8 protein-coding genes, 3 tRNA genes and 1 CRISPR repeat array are annotated in these 19260 nt (G+C 44.0%); of the genes, 2 read left to right on the top strand and 9 right to left on the bottom strand.

Going from position 1 to position 19260, the window contains the following annotated elements; genetic code table 11:
- Window positions 1-101 precede the first annotated feature (101 nt).
- Both Q0307_RS08860 and Q0307_RS08855 read left to right on the top strand, forming a co-directional pair.
- Window positions 102-791, top strand: a complete 690-nt coding sequence (locus Q0307_RS08860) for a response regulator transcription factor (RefSeq protein ID WP_298659588.1) — start codon at window positions 102-104, stop codon at window positions 789-791.
- A gap of 2 nt (window positions 792-793) precedes the next feature.
- On the top strand, window positions 794-2266 hold the full coding sequence (locus Q0307_RS08855; protein ID WP_298659586.1) for an ATP-binding protein: 1473 nt from the start codon (window positions 794-796) through the stop codon (window positions 2264-2266).
- Between the two features lie 68 nt (window positions 2267-2334).
- Here the strand turns inward: Q0307_RS08855 and Q0307_RS08850 are convergent, their stop codons facing one another.
- The 9 genes from Q0307_RS08850 to cas2 all read right to left on the bottom strand — a co-directional run bounded on the left by Q0307_RS08850 (window position 2335) and on the right by cas2 (window position 19179).
- The gene (locus tag Q0307_RS08850; RefSeq protein ID WP_298659584.1) at window positions 2335-7185 is read right to left on the bottom strand and encodes an alpha-2-macroglobulin; all 4851 of its coding nucleotides are present in this window, start codon (window positions 7183-7185) and stop codon (window positions 2335-2337) included.
- 160 nt (window positions 7186-7345) lie between these two features.
- Window positions 7346-7421, bottom strand: a tRNA-Glu gene (locus Q0307_RS08845).
- 32 nt (window positions 7422-7453) lie between these two features.
- Window positions 7454-7529: transfer RNA gene (locus Q0307_RS08840), tRNA-Glu, on the bottom strand.
- Between the two features lie 17 nt (window positions 7530-7546).
- Window positions 7547-7753: a hypothetical protein gene (locus tag Q0307_RS08835; protein ID WP_298659582.1), complete on the bottom strand. Its 207-nt coding sequence runs from the start codon at window positions 7751-7753 to the stop codon at window positions 7547-7549.
- Window positions 7754-7787: 34 nt separating this feature from the next.
- A tRNA-Ala gene (locus tag Q0307_RS08830) sits at window positions 7788-7863 on the bottom strand.
- Window positions 7864-7902: 39 nt separating this feature from the next.
- Window positions 7903-9318 (bottom strand): glutamate--tRNA ligase, encoded by a 1416-nt coding sequence (gene gltX, locus Q0307_RS08825; protein WP_298659580.1) that lies wholly within the window; start codon window positions 9316-9318, stop codon window positions 7903-7905.
- Between the two features lie 96 nt (window positions 9319-9414).
- Window positions 9415-9819, bottom strand: a complete 405-nt coding sequence (locus tag Q0307_RS08820) for a transcriptional regulator (protein ID WP_298659578.1) — start codon at window positions 9817-9819, stop codon at window positions 9415-9417.
- Between the two features lie 3 nt (window positions 9820-9822).
- Window positions 9823-10110: a type II toxin-antitoxin system HigB family toxin gene (locus Q0307_RS08815; protein ID WP_298659576.1), complete on the bottom strand. Its 288-nt coding sequence runs from the start codon at window positions 10108-10110 to the stop codon at window positions 9823-9825.
- A 146-nt stretch (window positions 10111-10256) separates the two neighbouring features.
- Window positions 10257-18676: direct repeats of the CRISPR family, unit length 37 nt; unit sequence GTTTCAATCCACTCCCAACTTAATTAGCTGGGAGAAT.
- Between the two features lie 212 nt (window positions 18677-18888).
- Window positions 18889-19179, bottom strand: coding sequence for a CRISPR-associated endonuclease Cas2 (gene cas2, locus Q0307_RS08810; RefSeq protein ID WP_298659574.1), 291 nt, complete (start codon window positions 19177-19179; stop codon window positions 18889-18891).
- Window positions 19180-19260: the final 81 nt, after the last annotated feature.

Genomic DNA, 19260 nt, shown 5'->3' with positions numbered 1-19260 from the left:
TATACTGGCTGGCTTTGGCGAAAAATACACGATAACTTTTGGATAATTACTTAGACTACACTCAAACCATTAACATAACATACTAAATAGTCGAAAAATCTATGCGTGTACTTGTTGTTGAAGATAAAGCACCCATCCGTGAGCAAATCGCTAGTGATCTCAAAAAAAACGGTTTTACCGTCGATGTAGCGAGTGATGGTGCGCAAGGGCTGTATATTGCAACTGAATATCCCATTGATATCGCCGTTATTGACTTAGGTCTCCCCCATGTAACGGGTTTAGAGATTATCCGCAGTGTGCGCTCTAAAGGCTTGGAATATCCGATTGTCACCCTCACCGTGCGGGATCGTTGGGAAACTAAAGTTGAAGTTTTAGAAGCCGGTGCCGATGATTATTTGGTCAAACCGATCCATGCAGAAGAACTAGCCGCTCGCTTACGTGCGCTCTTGCGTCGGACTAAAGGTTGGACGCAAGCTGAACTTAGCTGTCCACCAATTCGCTTGAATCTGTCTGAGCAACGTGTGTACGTAAGTGAAAATGAAATCACTTTGACTGCTTATGAGTATCGTGTGTTAGAGCATTTAATGCTGCACGCGGGTCAAGTGATTTCTAAAACTCATTTAACGGATAGCTTGTACGAAGAAGATGCTGATCGTGACAGTAATGTGATCGAAGTCTTCATTCGCCGTTTGCGGCAAAAACTCGATCCTGATGAAAGTTTGAAACCTATCGAGACTTTGCGCGGACGTGGCTATCGATTTACTTTAGACTGTCATCGCTCAAATATTTAGTCATGATGGGTTCTTTACGTAGCCGCCAATTGGTTAGCGGCTTCACGATTATTGTGATTGGAATTTTAATCTTAGGGATTCTCCTCAGTTTAAGTATTTACCAACGCAAAACCGAAGCTATCCGCTTAGAACTAGAGCGGACAGCTTCTGATCTACTCGGTTTTATTGAATATGAACGTGGTAGCTTCTTGATTCCTCAACGTAATAAGCAAGCTGCCGAACAATTCATCTCCCGCAATCAATTATTCCAAGATCGTAAGCGCCGCTTTGCTTATATTTGGGATCGTCAGCAGAATCGGATTATTTGGAGTTCTATTGACAATGAGGGGGTAGACTTAAGTCGGGTTGATTTATTCTTCGCCTATTTCCCTTTCGAAGAATTATTTAACGATCCCAAAGTAAAAAACTCCACGCCGTTCGCACGCCGTATGAGTTCTACGCCCCCGCCGCACGGCAAGGCTGATGAGAAATTTCATCCTGAGGAATACATGCTGGCCGTGCAGCATTTTTCCTTCCGTGAAAATGCTGAGGAAGGTAACAGCGCCAATAAACATTATCTATTTATCGTTGCGGAATCTATGGCGAATGTGGATCGAGAAATCGACGACTTAGTCATGATTTTCTCTATTCTCTTTTTCGCTTCGGTCATTCTGATCTTGATTGCCCAGTTAGCCTCTAGTTTCTGGGTGGTTGCCCCGATTCGTGAGTTTGAAGAGGAGGTACGTGCGATTGAAGCAGGTAATAAAGAAACTATCCAAGATGAATACCCAGATGAACTAGTGCCCATCAAAAATACAATCAATGCTTTGATTGGGCATGAAAAAGGCCAAAAGCAACGCTATAAAGACTCCTTAGACGATCTTGCACATAGCTTGAAAACACCTCTAGCCGCTATTCAATCCCATCTCGACAGCGGTAGCTTCCAAGACTTGCCGCATGATCATGCCGGTTTAGCGGGCATTGCGGCTGAGATTGAACATATGCAAGAAATCATCTCGCGGCAACTGCGTAAAGCGATGGTGACGAGTGAAAGCGCGATTATTATGTCACAACCGATTCGCCCAATCTTAACGCGTTTAGCCAGCACTATGCACAAAGTACATCGCAGCAAAACCTTTGAGATTCGTGTAAATGTGGATGAATACGCTAAATGCCGCTTAGACTCAGAAGACTTGATGGAATTATTCGGTAATCTAATCAACAATGCCTGCCGCTTCTGTGATCGCCTAGTAGAGATTTCTGCTTTCCGCGATAATGATATGCTGGTCATTGATATTGATGATGATGGTATGGGTTTCCCGAGTGAAAACCCATCCAAACTGCTGAAGCGTGGCATTCGTGAAGACAGTAAAACGGAAGGCCAAGGTATTGGTTTAGCTGTCAGTACTGAGATTGTTTCTGCAGTTGGTGGCAAGATTGAACTACTCGTTTCACCCTATGTCGGTGCACGTGTCCGCTTACACTTACCCACTTAAAATTTACCTTAATCCGCATTAGCTACTCAAGCTTAAAAAAGAGTAGCTAATTGTTTAAACCCGCTGCTTTAAGGTGTTGTTTTCAAACGCTCCGCCCCTGCGCTTAAGCCTTGAATAAAGGGGCGATCCAAATCTATCACATAAGCCTGTGGTGTCATTACCTGCCCAGCCTGTGCTATGCGCACTAGATAAAATAAGGTACGGGAACTTTTAGCCTTTAAAGCTAAATTTGCCACATAACGATCTGGCCAAAACCCTTCATGTACAGCTGCAGAGTAAGCCATAGTCTCTGCTACGGGTACCGCCATATCGTCTAACTTTAAGCCCTGCAATACTTCATTAGCTTGTAAATCGCTCAACTCCAGCTCAAACCCTGCAGGGAGTAAATCCACTACTAAAGCATGAGGGATAGGCTCCGTGCTTTCGATATTCAAGCGCGTTAGCACTAAGTCACCCACTTTTAAATCCGCTGGCTTTAAAACTTGACCTGCTAAGTTATACCACTTGCGCTGAATACGAATCGGCTTTTCAGTCGCCGCTAGCATTTGTTTAGGATACGCTTGGGTTAGAAGATTAAAGTAAATAGCTTCATCAGTGGTGGTAAGAAGTTTACTGTCACCTTTAAACTCTGCAAAACAACGCGTAAAGCTACCCGTTTGAGCTAAATCCAAGCTTTGCCCATCCACTACCAACTGGGCTTTCCAAGGCGCTTTAGCCTGCTGTTCAATGAGCTGACCCAGTAAAAAGATATAAATTTGCTCTTGTGTACTAAGGTAAGTATGGGCTGCTAGATCACGCAAAATATAGTCTAAATGCATACTCAAGGCTGGTACGGTCTGCTTAGCTAGCAGTAAATGATAGAGCAACATCGCGCGATCACGCAGGGGACTTCCATACTCACCTAAATACAAATCAGGATCACGGTTTAAGCCTAGACCACGCTGAATATATTCATCACCACGTGCAGCATCTCCTTGTAAGCTTAAAGCTAAACCTAAATTCACTAAGCTTAAGCCAAACTCCATTTGTGCCCCCGCTTTATCAGCAAAGGCCTTGAGGTCATTTAAGGTCAATTTATGTTCACGCGCTAAAACATAAGCTGTATAAGCTCGCACGGCTAAATCCATTTGCACTACATTTTCCGCCAGTGGATAACGATCCTCGAGTTGTGGCGTTTCTTGCTTCCAAGTCTGTTGTAAATTACTTAAAGCTGCATCCAGCATAGCATCTGGCACGCCAAAACCTTTTTGACGAGCATCGAGTAAAAAACTAGTTACATAAGCATTCAACCAATACTCTTCCGACCCTATTCTAGCCCATGAACTAAAACCACCATTCGGTAATTGCATACTACGTAAGCGAATAATGGCTTTTTGTACTTGCTGAGTGCGTTGTGCCAAAGATATAGCCGGTAAATCCCATTTTTTTAAAGCGGCCTCATCTAAAAATAAATAAGGATAGCTACTGCTAACCGTTTGCTCCAAAGAATCGTAAGGATAATTCAATAAACTGCGTAAAATTGCCGCTACCGGTAAATTGGGGGTATTAGAGATACTCAAACAAGTCTCCGCCGTGTTTGGCAAAGAATCTTTAGCCCCTGCAGTCGTTAGAGAAAAACTCTTGCCCGCTCCCAATAACTCTTGCTGCTGATAAGACACAGTAGACATATAAGCAGGTCGTATGGGGATTTTCAGTTCACGCTTAAATTTAAAATCCCTGCCTGTTAGTTCTAAAGTAACCTCCCCTAAGCCCATGGAACTGAGCGTCGTGATGGGTAATTGTAACTGCTCGATTTGCCCTTTACTTAAAGTTAATTCTTTCTCGAAAGCTACACCTTCAAGTAAGTCATTACTTTTTAATTTGATAGTTACTAATTGATCCGCATCATCCAAGCTTTTTACTGAAAACCTTAGTAAGGCTTGATCACCCGTGGCTAAAAAAGCTGGAGCCGCTAGATTAAGCTGAACAGGCGTTCCTACTTGAATCGTCTTGCTAATACTGCCTAATTGCTCAGTACCGATAACCATAGCAGTCAGGTGTAAATCACCGGTGAACGCTGGCAGATTAAGGGTAATCTCTGCTTTACCCTCAGCATCAAACTTTATAGGCTCAGCTTCTAGAATTGTCATGCGGCGCGGCAACCTAGGTGCTAAAGTGGCACTAACTTCATTAGTCACTTGCTGATTAGCAGTAGTACTAACGCTTACCTCATGGTCTGCAATAATCTCATCGTAGCTATCATACAAGCGTGTCTCATAAGCATGCGAGCTAAAATAAAAATCAAACGGATTCTGCGGTTTGAACGGCATACGCTGTAAAATCTGTGTATCAACCGCAGATAAAGTGATTAAGGTATTAGGGGCTTTTAAATTCTTAGCCCGTATCATCACTTTAACCGCTTGCTCGGCCATCACTAGCTCAGGTACTTCTAGACTAAGCTCTAGCTGCCGTTCACTACGATCTAAGACTAAGGGCAAAATGCCTAACCAGCGCTTTGGCTTATTTGCCTGACTGGCATCACTGGTTTGCAAAGCTTGTACGCCTATATAGAGATCATGCTGTTGCCAAGCCTTATCAATCGGCACTTCGAGAAATGAAGCACCTGCAGGTAAGTTCATTTGCCGACTCCATAAGAGCTTCCCACCTTCTACAGTGAGCAAGACTTCACTCGCAGCCGGTAAATTGACGGTCAATTGTGCAGTGTCCCCAGACTTATAGACGGCTTTATCCAGCCTTAAATCTAAGCTTTTGGGTTGCCTATCAGTACTCGCTACAGTTTGCCAGCCTGCTGTAAACACATAAGCGGTCTTTAACTTAGTATCTGCATCTTCTAGTTCGAGTCGATATTGTCCAGAAGTTACTGTTAAAGCAAGCTGGCCTTTTTGCCCTGCTGAAATTTCTATTTGTTGTTGAGAGACCGGATATTGATTACGAATGCCCCGCTGTTGCCAGCCTTTTTCCTGATCATATTCCCAATAATAATCATACGACTCACTAAATAAAGTAGCAGTCAAATGTTGCGCAGCCACTAAAGTACCGGTTGGATCAACCCGCACTAGCTCAAAACGAGCTTCAGAATTAGCAGCTACATTAGCATTGGCAAATAAAGGTTTAATACCAACTAGATGCTGAGTGGGCCAATAGACCTGTTGCAGCTCACTGCTGATAGCTTGGCTACCTAGCTCTAATAAACTCGCCATTACACGTGTTTTTAGCGGGGACTGAATCTCAGAGTTAATGGCTGGAAACTCTAAAAAACTATTCCCCTGCTCGTCTAAGCTCGTTTGAGGCAATTTTACTGAAGCTAAGCGTTGCGCATCTTCTGGTACACCAAAACTATAATCCTTAAATGCAATGCCTAGGGGTTGTAAATCTAGTTCTAGGCTACGCGTTGCGGCAATTTTTTGTTTAGCAGCCGGCGCCCCATAAGCATAATCTCCCTGCACAGAAATGACTTGCTTATCATCGCGTGTTAATAAAGATTTACCGCCACTCAAACTTAAATTTAAATATTCAGGCTTATACTGCTCAACCTGAAACTCAAACACACTAACCAGCTCTGGATCATCATCCAAACGCAACTCGGCTCGCCACGTTCCTTCTGGTGCATCGTCTTCTAAACTAAACCGCTGCAAATAATAACCTAACTCAGCATCGGTCGGGCTTAGGATTTGCTCCCAAATCACTTTGGTATCCGGTCGCACAATACTAAGCTTTAGATCATGTGTCGCCACTAAACCATCTTGATCACGTTGCAGAATATTTAGACTCAGCGTATCGCCGGGACGGTACAACGCATGCGAAGCATAAATATAAGGATCAATCGGCTTTTCAGGTAAACCTTGAATCGGGAAGTTCTCTAGATTTAGAGGAGCTGAGCGCAAGTCTAAAAAAGCAAATTGATTATCAGGGCTGACTGCAGTAATAAAAAAGGCCTTATCAGGACGCTTCGCAAAACTAGCACGACCATTTTCGTCAGTGATGATTTCCGTGGCGTTTTGGTTGTCTTTCACTGCTATTTTAATGCCACGTAAAGGTTTGCTTGAATCTAAAGCATGAGCAAACACTTCCAAGGTTTTCGCATAAACCCGCGCCTGTAGACCAATATTACTCACAATAAAATGATTAATCCGATAGGCTTTATCCGTGAAGCGTCCGGGCTGACGGATCACTGCAAAATATAGTCCGGGCTGTTTTAAAGCCTCAATTTGATTAATTGGCAGATTAAACGTCTCACGCGCATTCGGCTTAGCATTGGTTGGATAGCGCATGGTGTAGACACTAGTGGTGAACTGATGAATCTCTTCTAATTCCCAAGATTGTAGGCTGCCGTCCAAACGAATCGCTTTAAACACCTCACTGAGTTTCTCAGGTGGTACTCGCAAGAATTCAACATCAAGTTCAGGCACATTAACAACACGAATCGGCAAACTGTTGGCTAATTGCTGCGGGATCAAACTACCTTTGCTGGCAAAATCGAAAGCAGGCTGAATGATGCGGGTCTTAATCTCAAAATCGACTGGCTTTAATAGCTTTAAGCCATTCTTAGCAGTGACACCGGGGCGAATTTGAATACGGTAGTTGGTATTGGCTTGGATTTGAGTGAAATATAAACGCCGTGGGCTATTGATAAGTGCCCACTTGCCTTCTACCGCTTTGCCCTCTTGGGTAATCGTAAAAAATTCAGCCGGGTCTTGATTCGTCTCCAGATCTTGCGAAAACGTCACGACTAAAGCAGGAGCTTGGTCTAAGGTCTGCTCAGCAGCATCCACTACTAACATTTCAGCTAAAAGTTGCTGATTGGTATAAGTCGCGAGTTTGAGCGTAGATAGCTCTTCAGCGACTAAATAGGGAGTACTGAATAAAAACCAAAAACCCATTAGTGCCGACTGCCAAATACTTAGCTGGCGCAAGCCCATTGCGAAACTCCATTGTTCTTTATCTTGTTTAAAGAGTAACTTTGGGAATCGGCAAGCCCAAGATCAGGAAAAACAGCCCTAGCTACCCAAAGAATAATTTGTGTTTTGGCTTATTTTGCGGGAAAAAAAGAGGAGTGAAAAGAGACTACAGCGTTTAAAGTGGCGTCCCCACGGGGATTCGAACCCCGGTTACTGCCGTGAAAGGGCGGTGTCCTAGGCCTCTAGACGATGGGGACGCTGTATAAACGTCAAAACTCGATTGTAAGATTGGCGTCCCCACGGGGATTCGAACCCCGGTTACTGCCGTGAAAGGGCGGTGTCCTAGGCCTCTAGACGATGGGGACGTCGTTAAAACTTAAGTTTAATTCTTGTCGTTACTACGTTCTTCTAACAACACATTGGTCGATAGACCAGCAAATAACAACATGAACCCAAGCGGCACTGCCATAAAACAGAACTGCGCCCAGTTTTGGATATTCATGTACAGTAAGGTAAAGCCTGCAATGAGCGATACTACTGTAATCAATAAACCAACAAAAAATACTATTCGACCTAGCAGTAAAATCATCGTTGACTCACTGAGCAAGGTTCATCGGAAGGTTTGGTGGAGCTAAGCGGGATCGAACCGCTGACCTCTACAATGCCATTGTAGCGCTCTCCCAGCTGAGCTATAGCCCCCCGAAGAAGCGCGAATTCTGAATTAATCCACGCTGACTGTCAAGCACTTGTTGGCATTTTTTCTATATAAGCTACCGCCGCTTCAACCCGTGCTAAACTGCGTTCCCGCCCGATCAAACTTAAGGTAATTTCTAAGGAAGGCGAAGAAGCAGAACCGGTCACTGCCACGCGTAGAGCGGGCCCTACTTTGCCTAATTTAATGCCCAAACCCTCACAAGCTTGCTGAATTGCCTGATGAATGGCTGCAGCCTCCCAAGCTGATAAACTAGCTAAGGCTGTGTATACTGCTTTCAAATACCCTGCTGTTTCTGGCTTAAACTGCTTTTGCACAGCCGCTGCATCATATTCTTTAAAGTCTTCATAGAAATAACGACTCGTTGAGACTAACTCGGCTAAGCTCTTGACGCGCTCACGCTGGGCTAGAATCACCGCTTCTAAAGCAGGGCCTTGACTCGTATCAAGTTGTTGATGCGCTAACTGCCATTGTAATTGCGCAGCAATCTCAGCCGGTGTCAACGTTTTCAAATAATGCTGATTCAGCCAGATCAATTTATCTGGATTGATCGAGGAAGGAGCGCGGTTAATACCATTCAGCTCGAAAAACTCAATCATTTCTTGGCGTGAGAAAATCTCCTGATCACCATGCGACCAGCCTAAGCGTACTAAATAATTGAGCAAAGCGTCGGGTGTATAGCCTTCATCGCGGTATTGCATGACATTGACCGCACCATGCCGTTTCGATAAGCGCTGCCCATCCGGGCCTAAGATCATCGGTACATGCGCAAATACAGGGATTTCATGTCCAAGTGCGCGCATAATATTGATTTGGCGTGGGGTATTATTGATATGATCATCGCCACGAATGACATGTGTGATACCCATATCGATATCGTCGACGACGACGGATAAGTTATAGGTTGGCACTCCATCAGAACGGGCAATAATTAAATCATCTAACTCGGTGTTGCTAATGACAATTTTGCCACGCGCCTGATCATCAATCTCAACCACACCCTCTAAAGGGTTCTTAAAACGTACCACGGGTGCGACACCTGCAGGCGGAGTGTCTTTACTATCGCGCCAGCGTCCGTCATAGCGTGGTTTTTCTTTGCGTGCCATTTGAGCTTCACGCATAGCATCTAACTCTTCTTTCGAGCAATAGCAGTAATAAGCGTGCCCCGTATCTAAAAGCTGTTGTACGACTTCTTTGTAGCGGTCAAAGCGCTGAGTCTGATAGAACGGGCCTTCGTCGTAATCCAAGCCTAACCACTCCATCGCATGCAAAATGGCATCCACCGAGGCTTGTGTAGAGCGCTCTAAATCGGTGTCTTCAATCCTTAGGATAAAATCCCCGCCCATTTTGCGAGCATATAACCAAGAAAACAAAGCAGTACGAGCGCCACCAATGTGCAGGTAGCCAGTGGGACTAGGAGCAAAACGGGTTCTGACTTTCATATTCAACTCGGAAAAACAGCATGAAGCGCGAAGAGTAGCAGTTTGATAGGAGCGAGACTAGGGCTAGGTTTGAATGCTACCAACAGTACCCAGTCCTCAGTCAATAAAGACACCCACCGGCACCTTGAAGCGGATAGACAAAGCTTTGATTTGACGTAAATTCAACTCGCGCTTGCCCCGCAGCAATTCAGACATAACCCCTTGGCTAGCCACCTCAGGCAAATCGCCTTGGCTTAAACCATGACTGTCCATGAGAAACTTGAGCGCATCCACACTTGTGGACGGAATGGGGGCTAGATGCTGCTCTTCATAATCGGCGATCAAGTCGCCGATTCGATCTGCCAAGGAAGCTAAGGGATGTGTTTCATCCGCTCCACCGGCATCAAGTACCGCATCCAAAGCTTCCACTAGGGCTTCATAGTCGCCCTTCGTTTTAGGTGCAACCAACACAGGTGCTACATACTGCCAATGATCTAACACGGTTTTAATCATGATTCCCATGCCCTACTCCTTCCATTTGCCTTTGTCATACTCGCTATGGGTCAATATTTCATGGATAAATACCTTGCCGGTATTAAAATGAATGACAGCAACCAGCCTAAGTTTGTTGCCACCAATATCAAACACATACAGATGCTCTACTTTATCCACACTGTTAAACGAGGCTTTTAATTCTGAGAAATTCGTGAAACTGGCTGCCTTCATGGTCTGATACCACCCGCTCAACGCCGTCGCACAGTCTTTGTGCAATTCGGCGGCTTGGATAATGCGCTTGCGGTTGATGATGTGCATATCTTACTGCATTCCTGAGATTGTGATTACACACAAACTCAATTTGAGATTTTTAGCAATTCAATTTGAAATTCTCAAAGACTACAACCTGAAATTTTTCCAAAAAACAAACAGTTCAAATCTAATTTGAACAAGGAAATACCCTAGTTTCAATCCACTCCCAACTTAATTAGCTGGGAGAATGTTATTTAGTTAGAGAGAGGGTTTGATAAATGATTGTTTCAATCCACTCCCAACTTAATTAGCTGGGAGAATTTACCCTCTGAAATATCGGGCACGAGGCTCTCAGGCAGTTTCAATCCACTCCCAACTTAATTAGCTGGGAGAATTGTCCCGTGACATTCGCAAAATGCTAGAAGAGCTTGTTTCAATCCACTCCCAACTTAATTAGCTGGGAGAATAGCCTTACTTTCCTGCTATTTATTTTGTAATTTGTTTCAATCCACTCCCAACTTAATTAGCTGGGAGAATAGCCTTACTTTCCTGCTATTTATTTTGTAATTTGTTTCAATCCACTCCCAACTTAATTAGCTGGGAGAATCGTAATAAACCAACCTCAAAACGGGGTTTGCACTGAGTTTCAATCCACTCCCAACTTAATTAGCTGGGAGAATCATTTGATTGCACAGTTACTATTAACTCCCTAAAAGTTTCAATCCACTCCCAACTTAATTAGCTGGGAGAATATATAGTGACCGGTCACTTGTAGCGCCAACTGATGAGTTTCAATCCACTCCCAACTTAATTAGCTGGGAGAATAAAATTAAAAGAGCCTGTCGGACAACAGGCAAAGTTTCAATCCACTCCCAACTTAATTAGCTGGGAGAATTAACACGCGCCTGCAAGTCCTCCTATTCTTCCTGTTTCAATCCACTCCCAACTTAATTAGCTGGGAGAATGCCAAGCTGCTTGTAAAGCCGAGAGGTACTCAGGTTTCAATCCACTCCCAACTTAATTAGCTGGGAGAATGTTGTGTGGCTGTTTTCGGTGAGGTGTTCATGCTGTTTCAATCCACTCCCAACTTAATTAGCTGGGAGAATGGCATCCGCCCATACGGTCGTGCCGCCAATGGAGTGTTTCAATCCACTCCCAACTTAATTAGCTGGGAGAATGATAGCCTTGGGCACTGCGTTTGTTAGTGGCGAGGTTTCAATCCACTCCCAACTTAATTAGCTGGGAGAATGCTTTTGCTTCCATAATATTTCCTGTTGCATTCGTTGTTTCAATCCACTCCCAACTTAATTAGCTGGGAGAATGATAAGCCTCATGTGCCATACTAGATGGTGTGCTGTTTCAATCCACTCCCAACTTAATTAGCTGGGAGAATGATAGCCTTGGGCACTGCGTTTGTTAGTGGCGAGGTTTCAATCCACTCCCAACTTAATTAGCTGGGAGAATAAAACTCGGTTGGATCAACACATCAGCGCCTATGTTTCAATCCACTCCCAACTTAATTAGCTGGGAGAATTGTTGGAGAGACATGCTTGGAATAACATGCCGTTTGTTTCAATCCACTCCCAACTTAATTAGCTGGGAGAATTACCCAATTAAACGGGTAAAGGCTAGCAGTGCGGTTTCAATCCACTCCCAACTTAATTAGCTGGGAGAATCTGCCAATACAGATCGTGTTGCCAACCCAGATTTGTTTCAATCCACTCCCAACTTAATTAGCTGGGAGAATTTTATAGCGTGGAAACTAAAAACCGTATGGTACTGTTTCAATCCACTCCCAACTTAATTAGCTGGGAGAATATTGATGACACGCTAGATGGCATGGGATTTGAGGTTTCAATCCACTCCCAACTTAATTAGCTGGGAGAATGCGCAAAAAGCAGCGCATCAAGCGACTGGAGATTGTTTCAATCCACTCCCAACTTAATTAGCTGGGAGAATATCCCGTACTGACTCAACGAGGGTGGGTTGAGGCAGGTTTCAATCCACTCCCAACTTAATTAGCTGGGAGAATGCGAAGTATTTTATTGCTGAGGTAACGCATCAAGTGTTTCAATCCACTCCCAACTTAATTAGCTGGGAGAATAAATCTCCCGCCCTTGGGTGCAGGCAACTGAGCGAGTTTCAATCCACTCCCAACTTAATTAGCTGGGAGAATGGTATCGTCGATGAATTTGCACATCAGCAAATTATCGTTTCAATCCACTCCCAACTTAATTAGCTGGGAGAATGTGAGTAAACTACCTGGCTGCAAAGTGGATACAAGTTTCAATCCACTCCCAACTTAATTAGCTGGGAGAATTCGGGTTCCACTGCAAATGCTTGCTGTCAAACCTGTTTCAATCCACTCCCAACTTAATTAGCTGGGAGAATGAAACTGTTGGCTTAGGAGGATCGTTTACTGGAAAACAGTTTCAATCCACTCCCAACTTAATTAGCTGGGAGAATCCGATCTCATCGATGATCAGCAGATCAGGTGCAATGTTTCAATCCACTCCCAACTTAATTAGCTGGGAGAATAGTTAGGATCTGCTATGAAGATCGCTAAAGCTAATGCGTTTCAATCCACTCCCAACTTAATTAGCTGGGAGAATGGTATCAGTCCATACGACTACAGCGCTAACAAAGAGTTTCAATCCACTCCCAACTTAATTAGCTGGGAGAATGCCGCTGGTCTTTCTGATGCTGACATCTCTAAAGGTTTCAATCCACTCCCAACTTAATTAGCTGGGAGAATTTCAGGTCTTGTCCACCGTAAAGGAGTTTAAAAAGTTTCAATCCACTCCCAACTTAATTAGCTGGGAGAATATCTTGCATGATTTGAGCAGCAATATCCCAAGAGTTTCAATCCACTCCCAACTTAATTAGCTGGGAGAATAGAGGAGCTAATGGGGGATGATGTTGATTTGCTCGTTTCAATCCACTCCCAACTTAATTAGCTGGGAGAATCCCTGACACATCTAGCCGATGAAGTGGGGGATTTGTTTCAATCCACTCCCAACTTAATTAGCTGGGAGAATACTGTCTGCAGACGCTCCACGCTGAGCGATACCGTTTCAATCCACTCCCAACTTAATTAGCTGGGAGAATCTGTCCCTGTATAGCCAGTTGTAGACATTTTGATGCTGTTTCAATCCACTCCCAACTTAATTAGCTGGGAGAATGCTGATTTGCGACCTATCGTTAATCTAATCAAAGTTTCAATCCACTCCCAACTTAATTAGCTGGGAGAATTCAAAATTTGACCCGAATACCGGCTATTTAAAGTCTGTTTCAATCCACTCCCAACTTAATTAGCTGGGAGAATTTTAACAATTGGTGGGCAGGTAGTTCGTTACTAATTTAAAGTCTGTTTCAATCCACTCCCAACTTAATTAGCTGGGAGAATGTGCCGGGAAGGATGTCATCTGGCAATGCAGCCGTTTCAATCCACTCCCAACTTAATTAGCTGGGAGAATTGGAGTCACTCTCAAAAGGTAGGTCATTTGATGGTTTCAATCCACTCCCAACTTAATTAGCTGGGAGAATTCACCATTACGATCAATGCGGCACCTGGTATGGATGTTTCAATCCACTCCCAACTTAATTAGCTGGGAGAATTACACCAGTGGACTGGGCGCTATGGACACAGCTGCTGTTTCAATCCACTCCCAACTTAATTAGCTGGGAGAATTCATCCCGTTAATTCCCCCGCATGCGTGTTATGTTGTTTCAATCCACTCCCAACTTAATTAGCTGGGAGAATGATTCATAATGTCCCCAACGTAGAGGGACAATGTGTTTCAATCCACTCCCAACTTAATTAGCTGGGAGAATAGTGCTGCGGAGGCAAAAGCGGCGGCAGAGGGTGTTTCAATCCACTCCCAACTTAATTAGCTGGGAGAATTCCGGGCATACGGCGACATTGTAGAAACTAAGGCTGTTTCAATCCACTCCCAACTTAATTAGCTGGGAGAATCGGGTATGCCAATTAAGCTCGTCGGATGGCGTAAAGTTTCAATCCACTCCCAACTTAATTAGCTGGGAGAATGTATCCAGCTGCCGTTAACTTCTAGCTCGACTTGTTTCAATCCACTCCCAACTTAATTAGCTGGGAGAATATTGCATATAGCGAATAAACTCCGGCAGATGCTTTTGTTTCAATCCACTCCCAACTTAATTAGCTGGGAGAATGGAAAAACTATCTCATGATGGGCGGCTCTATGGGGTTTCAATCCACTCCCAACTTAATTAGCTGGGAGAATACGCGAGCTATTTAAGGGTTTTAATATTAAAGAGGCTGTTTCAATCCACTCCCAACTTAATTAGCTGGGAGAATATGGCTATCGTTTACCCGCCGCGCATCTAACAGCAACTGTTTCAATCCACTCCCAACTTAATTAGCTGGGAGAATCAGGTTTTGCTTCCAAGTCTGATGTTGAGACACTGTTTCAATCCACTCCCAACTTAATTAGCTGGGAGAATCGTATCACCTTCAACGGCGACTCTAAAAAATTTTGTTTCAATCCACTCCCAACTTAATTAGCTGGGAGAATAAGATAAAAACAATCGCGTCATTTACGGCTTAACGTTTCAATCCACTCCCAACTTAATTAGCTGGGAGAATCAGCCGCGCTATGTGTGGGGAGGTGTTCAGGCTGTTTCAATCCACTCCCAACTTAATTAGCTGGGAGAATCATGGGCTGATAAGGAAGGGCATCAACGCTTAGCCGTTTCAATCCACTCCCAACTTAATTAGCTGGGAGAATGTTAGTCAATGGGCTAACGGTGAGTCATTGCCTCGTTTCAATCCACTCCCAACTTAATTAGCTGGGAGAATTTGAGCGCTACCAACTAAAGCCGCTGTATCAGCAGTTTCAATCCACTCCCAACTTAATTAGCTGGGAGAATTTCAAAAGTATCTAAATATTCATAAGATTTACTAGTTTCAATCCACTCCCAACTTAATTAGCTGGGAGAATCACTCTTCGCGTACTTTCCAGAGAATGCGGATGATGTTTCAATCCACTCCCAACTTAATTAGCTGGGAGAATGCACCACAAACATATCCTCACCTTGGAGAAGAGGTTTCAATCCACTCCCAACTTAATTAGCTGGGAGAATCTATCTCGGCGAACGTGCCGCAGACCGCTTACGCGTTTCAATCCACTCCCAACTTAATTAGCTGGGAGAATCTGTCACAGTGACAGGCTTGTGACGGTCACGGTGTTTCAATCCACTCCCAACTTAATTAGCTGGGAGAATAAATTGATAGGAGTTATATATGGATTGGAGTAAAGGTGTTTCAATCCACTCCCAACTTAATTAGCTGGGAGAATAACATCTACAGGGATGTGCGCGGCATAGAGATAAAAGTTTCAATCCACTCCCAACTTAATTAGCTGGGAGAATGCCCTTATTGCGAAACGCCAGAGGCCATTAGCTACGTTTCAATCCACTCCCAACTTAATTAGCTGGGAGAATATTCGTACCAAGCAATAACACCACCCACCGCCATAGTTTCAATCCACTCCCAACTTAATTAGCTGGGAGAATCCGTATCACCTTCAACGGCGACTCTAAAAAATTTTGTTTCAATCCACTCCCAACTTAATTAGCTGGGAGAATGATATTACTGAGCAAATCCGCTTGGCAGGTCTCATTGTTTCAATCCACTCCCAACTTAATTAGCTGGGAGAATCCTCCGCAAGCTGTTACGTGATTACTACCACTTTGGTGTTTCAATCCACTCCCAACTTAATTAGCTGGGAGAATCCTGCGCCTGCTGAAGGAAATAACCCACATAGGGTTTCAATCCACTCCCAACTTAATTAGCTGGGAGAATGAGCAAGTGCATAGTCTGATTAGTAAGCTAACTGAGTTTCAATCCACTCCCAACTTAATTAGCTGGGAGAATTTTCCCTCGCCTCGGCTTGGTAACTTATGGCAAAGTTTCAATCCACTCCCAACTTAATTAGCTGGGAGAATGGGGATTAATGCGGGTTTTGTGGTTGATGCTGATGTTTCAATCCACTCCCAACTTAATTAGCTGGGAGAATGTGGTCGCTTGCAACAGGAGGGTGTAACGCATAAAAGTTTCAATCCACTCCCAACTTAATTAGCTGGGAGAATAAGCCTCATGACCTCGTTGTCAGGTATATCGTCAGGTTTCAATCCACTCCCAACTTAATTAGCTGGGAGAATGCATGAGATTATCTTCATGCGGCAGAGGCAAATTGTTTCAATCCACTCCCAACTTAATTAGCTGGGAGAATATTGTTCATCGCCTCATTCATTGCCTCAACGCCCTGTTTCAATCCACTCCCAACTTAATTAGCTGGGAGAATAGGTTTGCGCAGACCCACGCAGGATGACGCACGAGTTTCAATCCACTCCCAACTTAATTAGCTGGGAGAATAAGATGCTCAAGATCAGCTATGCTAGCTCTATAAGTTTCAATCCACTCCCAACTTAATTAGCTGGGAGAATGCGACATGGCAAAGCAAGAGCATTAACAGCATCGGTTTCAATCCACTCCCAACTTAATTAGCTGGGAGAATGCGCCAGACCATGCTATTAATGAGGGTTTCAAGCGTTTCAATCCACTCCCAACTTAATTAGCTGGGAGAATCGCCTCCTTGATCTCGTGGCCGCAAACCTTGCAAGGTTTCAATCCACTCCCAACTTAATTAGCTGGGAGAATCTCAACGTCCAATCGACGAGTGCTCCCGTCAGTGTGTTTCAATCCACTCCCAACTTAATTAGCTGGGAGAATGATTACTTTTTCATCAACTGGCGCTGATATTTTTGTTTCAATCCACTCCCAACTTAATTAGCTGGGAGAATACATCGGGCAGTGTTGGCAATGTATCTGTGGTTGGATTGTTTCAATCCACTCCCAACTTAATTAGCTGGGAGAATATCTACCAGATTTTTAAGGCTGCGCTCCGACAGTACGTTTCAATCCACTCCCAACTTAATTAGCTGGGAGAATAGCGTAATGTGTTCGCTTTTAGGGCGGCCTTCGTTGTTTCAATCCACTCCCAACTTAATTAGCTGGGAGAATGGGTATTGTTCCACCAGTGCCAAAAATCCTTAATGTTTCAATCCACTCCCAACTTAATTAGCTGGGAGAATCTTGGGCTTGCTAAAAAGATAACTACTTATTACGTGTTTCAATCCACTCCCAACTTAATTAGCTGGGAGAATGCTCGCGCACGCTTTTAAGGTAAAACAATATGCTAAATGTTTCAATCCACTCCCAACTTAATTAGCTGGGAGAATGCAGTGATCTACCGGATTTAATTGATCAGCCGATGTTTCAATCCACTCCCAACTTAATTAGCTGGGAGAATCCATGATGCCGGTTTGCTGCTCATGGGAGATGGTGTTTCAATCCACTCCCAACTTAATTAGCTGGGAGAATGCTGCAGGTTCGTTGACAGGGGTGTCAGTACTGGGGTTTCAATCCACTCCCAACTTAATTAGCTGGGAGAATAGCCAGTTCCTTAACAACTGAGTTTTCCGCGATTGTTTCAATCCACTCCCAACTTAATTAGCTGGGAGAATGATTGCTAGCCAAATTAACAACCCAACCACCCAGTTTCAATCCACTCCCAACTTAATTAGCTGGGAGAATATCACCATTACGATCAATGCGGCACCTGGTATGGATGTTTCAATCCACTCCCAACTTAATTAGCTGGGAGAATGTCTGATTCACCCCGAACGTTACCCTATCATTTAGTTTCAATCCACTCCCAACTTAATTAGCTGGGAGAATGAGTCTGGTTTTGTAAGCCGGATCAACTGATTCAGTTTCAATCCACTCCCAACTTAATTAGCTGGGAGAATAATCTCCCGCCCTTGGGCGCAGGCAACTGAGCGAGTTTCAATCCACTCCCAACTTAATTAGCTGGGAGAATCTTTACTACAGCCGCTACAGCACAAGAAGATGTGCAGTTTCAATCCACTCCCAACTTAATTAGCTGGGAGAATAATCTGTTGTTTTCCGGCGGCAATATGGCAGCAGGTTTCAATCCACTCCCAACTTAATTAGCTGGGAGAATGAAGGCGCAGTCTGTGTTCCGTCAGCGGCGCTTTGTTTCAATCCACTCCCAACTTAATTAGCTGGGAGAATTCAGCAAATGCTGAAAAATCATCTATCCATAAAAGTTTCAATCCACTCCCAACTTAATTAGCTGGGAGAATTCTACGGCTTAACTGACTTAGCGTATGAGTTTCTTGTTTCAATCCACTCCCAACTTAATTAGCTGGGAGAATGGCGCGTGCAGTCTTTAATGTGTTCGCTGTTTTGTTTCAATCCACTCCCAACTTAATTAGCTGGGAGAATAGGGGATTAATGCGGGTTTTGTGGTTGATGCTGATGTTTCAATCCACTCCCAACTTAATTAGCTGGGAGAATAACTTCTTCCCAGTGAGTTGTGTCACGTAAGTAGGTTTCAATCCACTCCCAACTTAATTAGCTGGGAGAATCGTGCCCGTGATACCGATAGTAATTTGAGCGGTTTCAATCCACTCCCAACTTAATTAGCTGGGAGAATGCAAGTAGCCATGCACCAATATACAACGACAATCGTTTCAATCCACTCCCAACTTAATTAGCTGGGAGAATCGCCCGTGTGTAAGGGCTTAAAAAATATAGAATTTTTTGCAGGGGAACGCGAACCTAAACGGCGGGAAGAAATATAGGGTTCGCGGCGGGTAAGCATAAAAATAAACCTAGTAAAATCAATCTATTAAAACAACGCGAACCACCTAGCTTTTTGAGCATAGCTCTAGGTTCGCGCTTTCTCAACACTATCCATTATACCAAAAAACCATCATTTACAGAATCAAAGGTGCATCAAAATCCGTTGCTTTAAATCGACCAAACTCCTGCACATTTTTACTCAACGGCTCCGTTAAACGATAAATTCGCAAATTATCTTCAACTAAATCAATCTCATTCAGCAACGCATCTTTCAACAACTCATAGTTCGCAGCATCAACCTTGCACTCAAATACTGAATACTGCACGCGTTGCCCATAATTAAGACAGACTTTAGCCACCCGCCGCAAACGCCGACGTCCTGCTGAGGTCTCGGTCGATACATCATAACTCACTAAAACCAGCATAACTCGAACTCCAATAAGCCCTCCCTTGATAAGGCATAAGTATCTACACAAATCCCCGGAATTTCTTGATAATCGGGGATA

Source organism: uncultured Thiothrix sp., assembly GCF_937873765.1.
Taxonomy (GTDB): Bacteria; Pseudomonadota; Gammaproteobacteria; order Thiotrichales; family Thiotrichaceae; genus Thiolinea.
The sequence above is the reverse complement of the archived record's forward strand: the minus strand, read 5'-3'. Positions and strand labels throughout refer to the sequence as shown.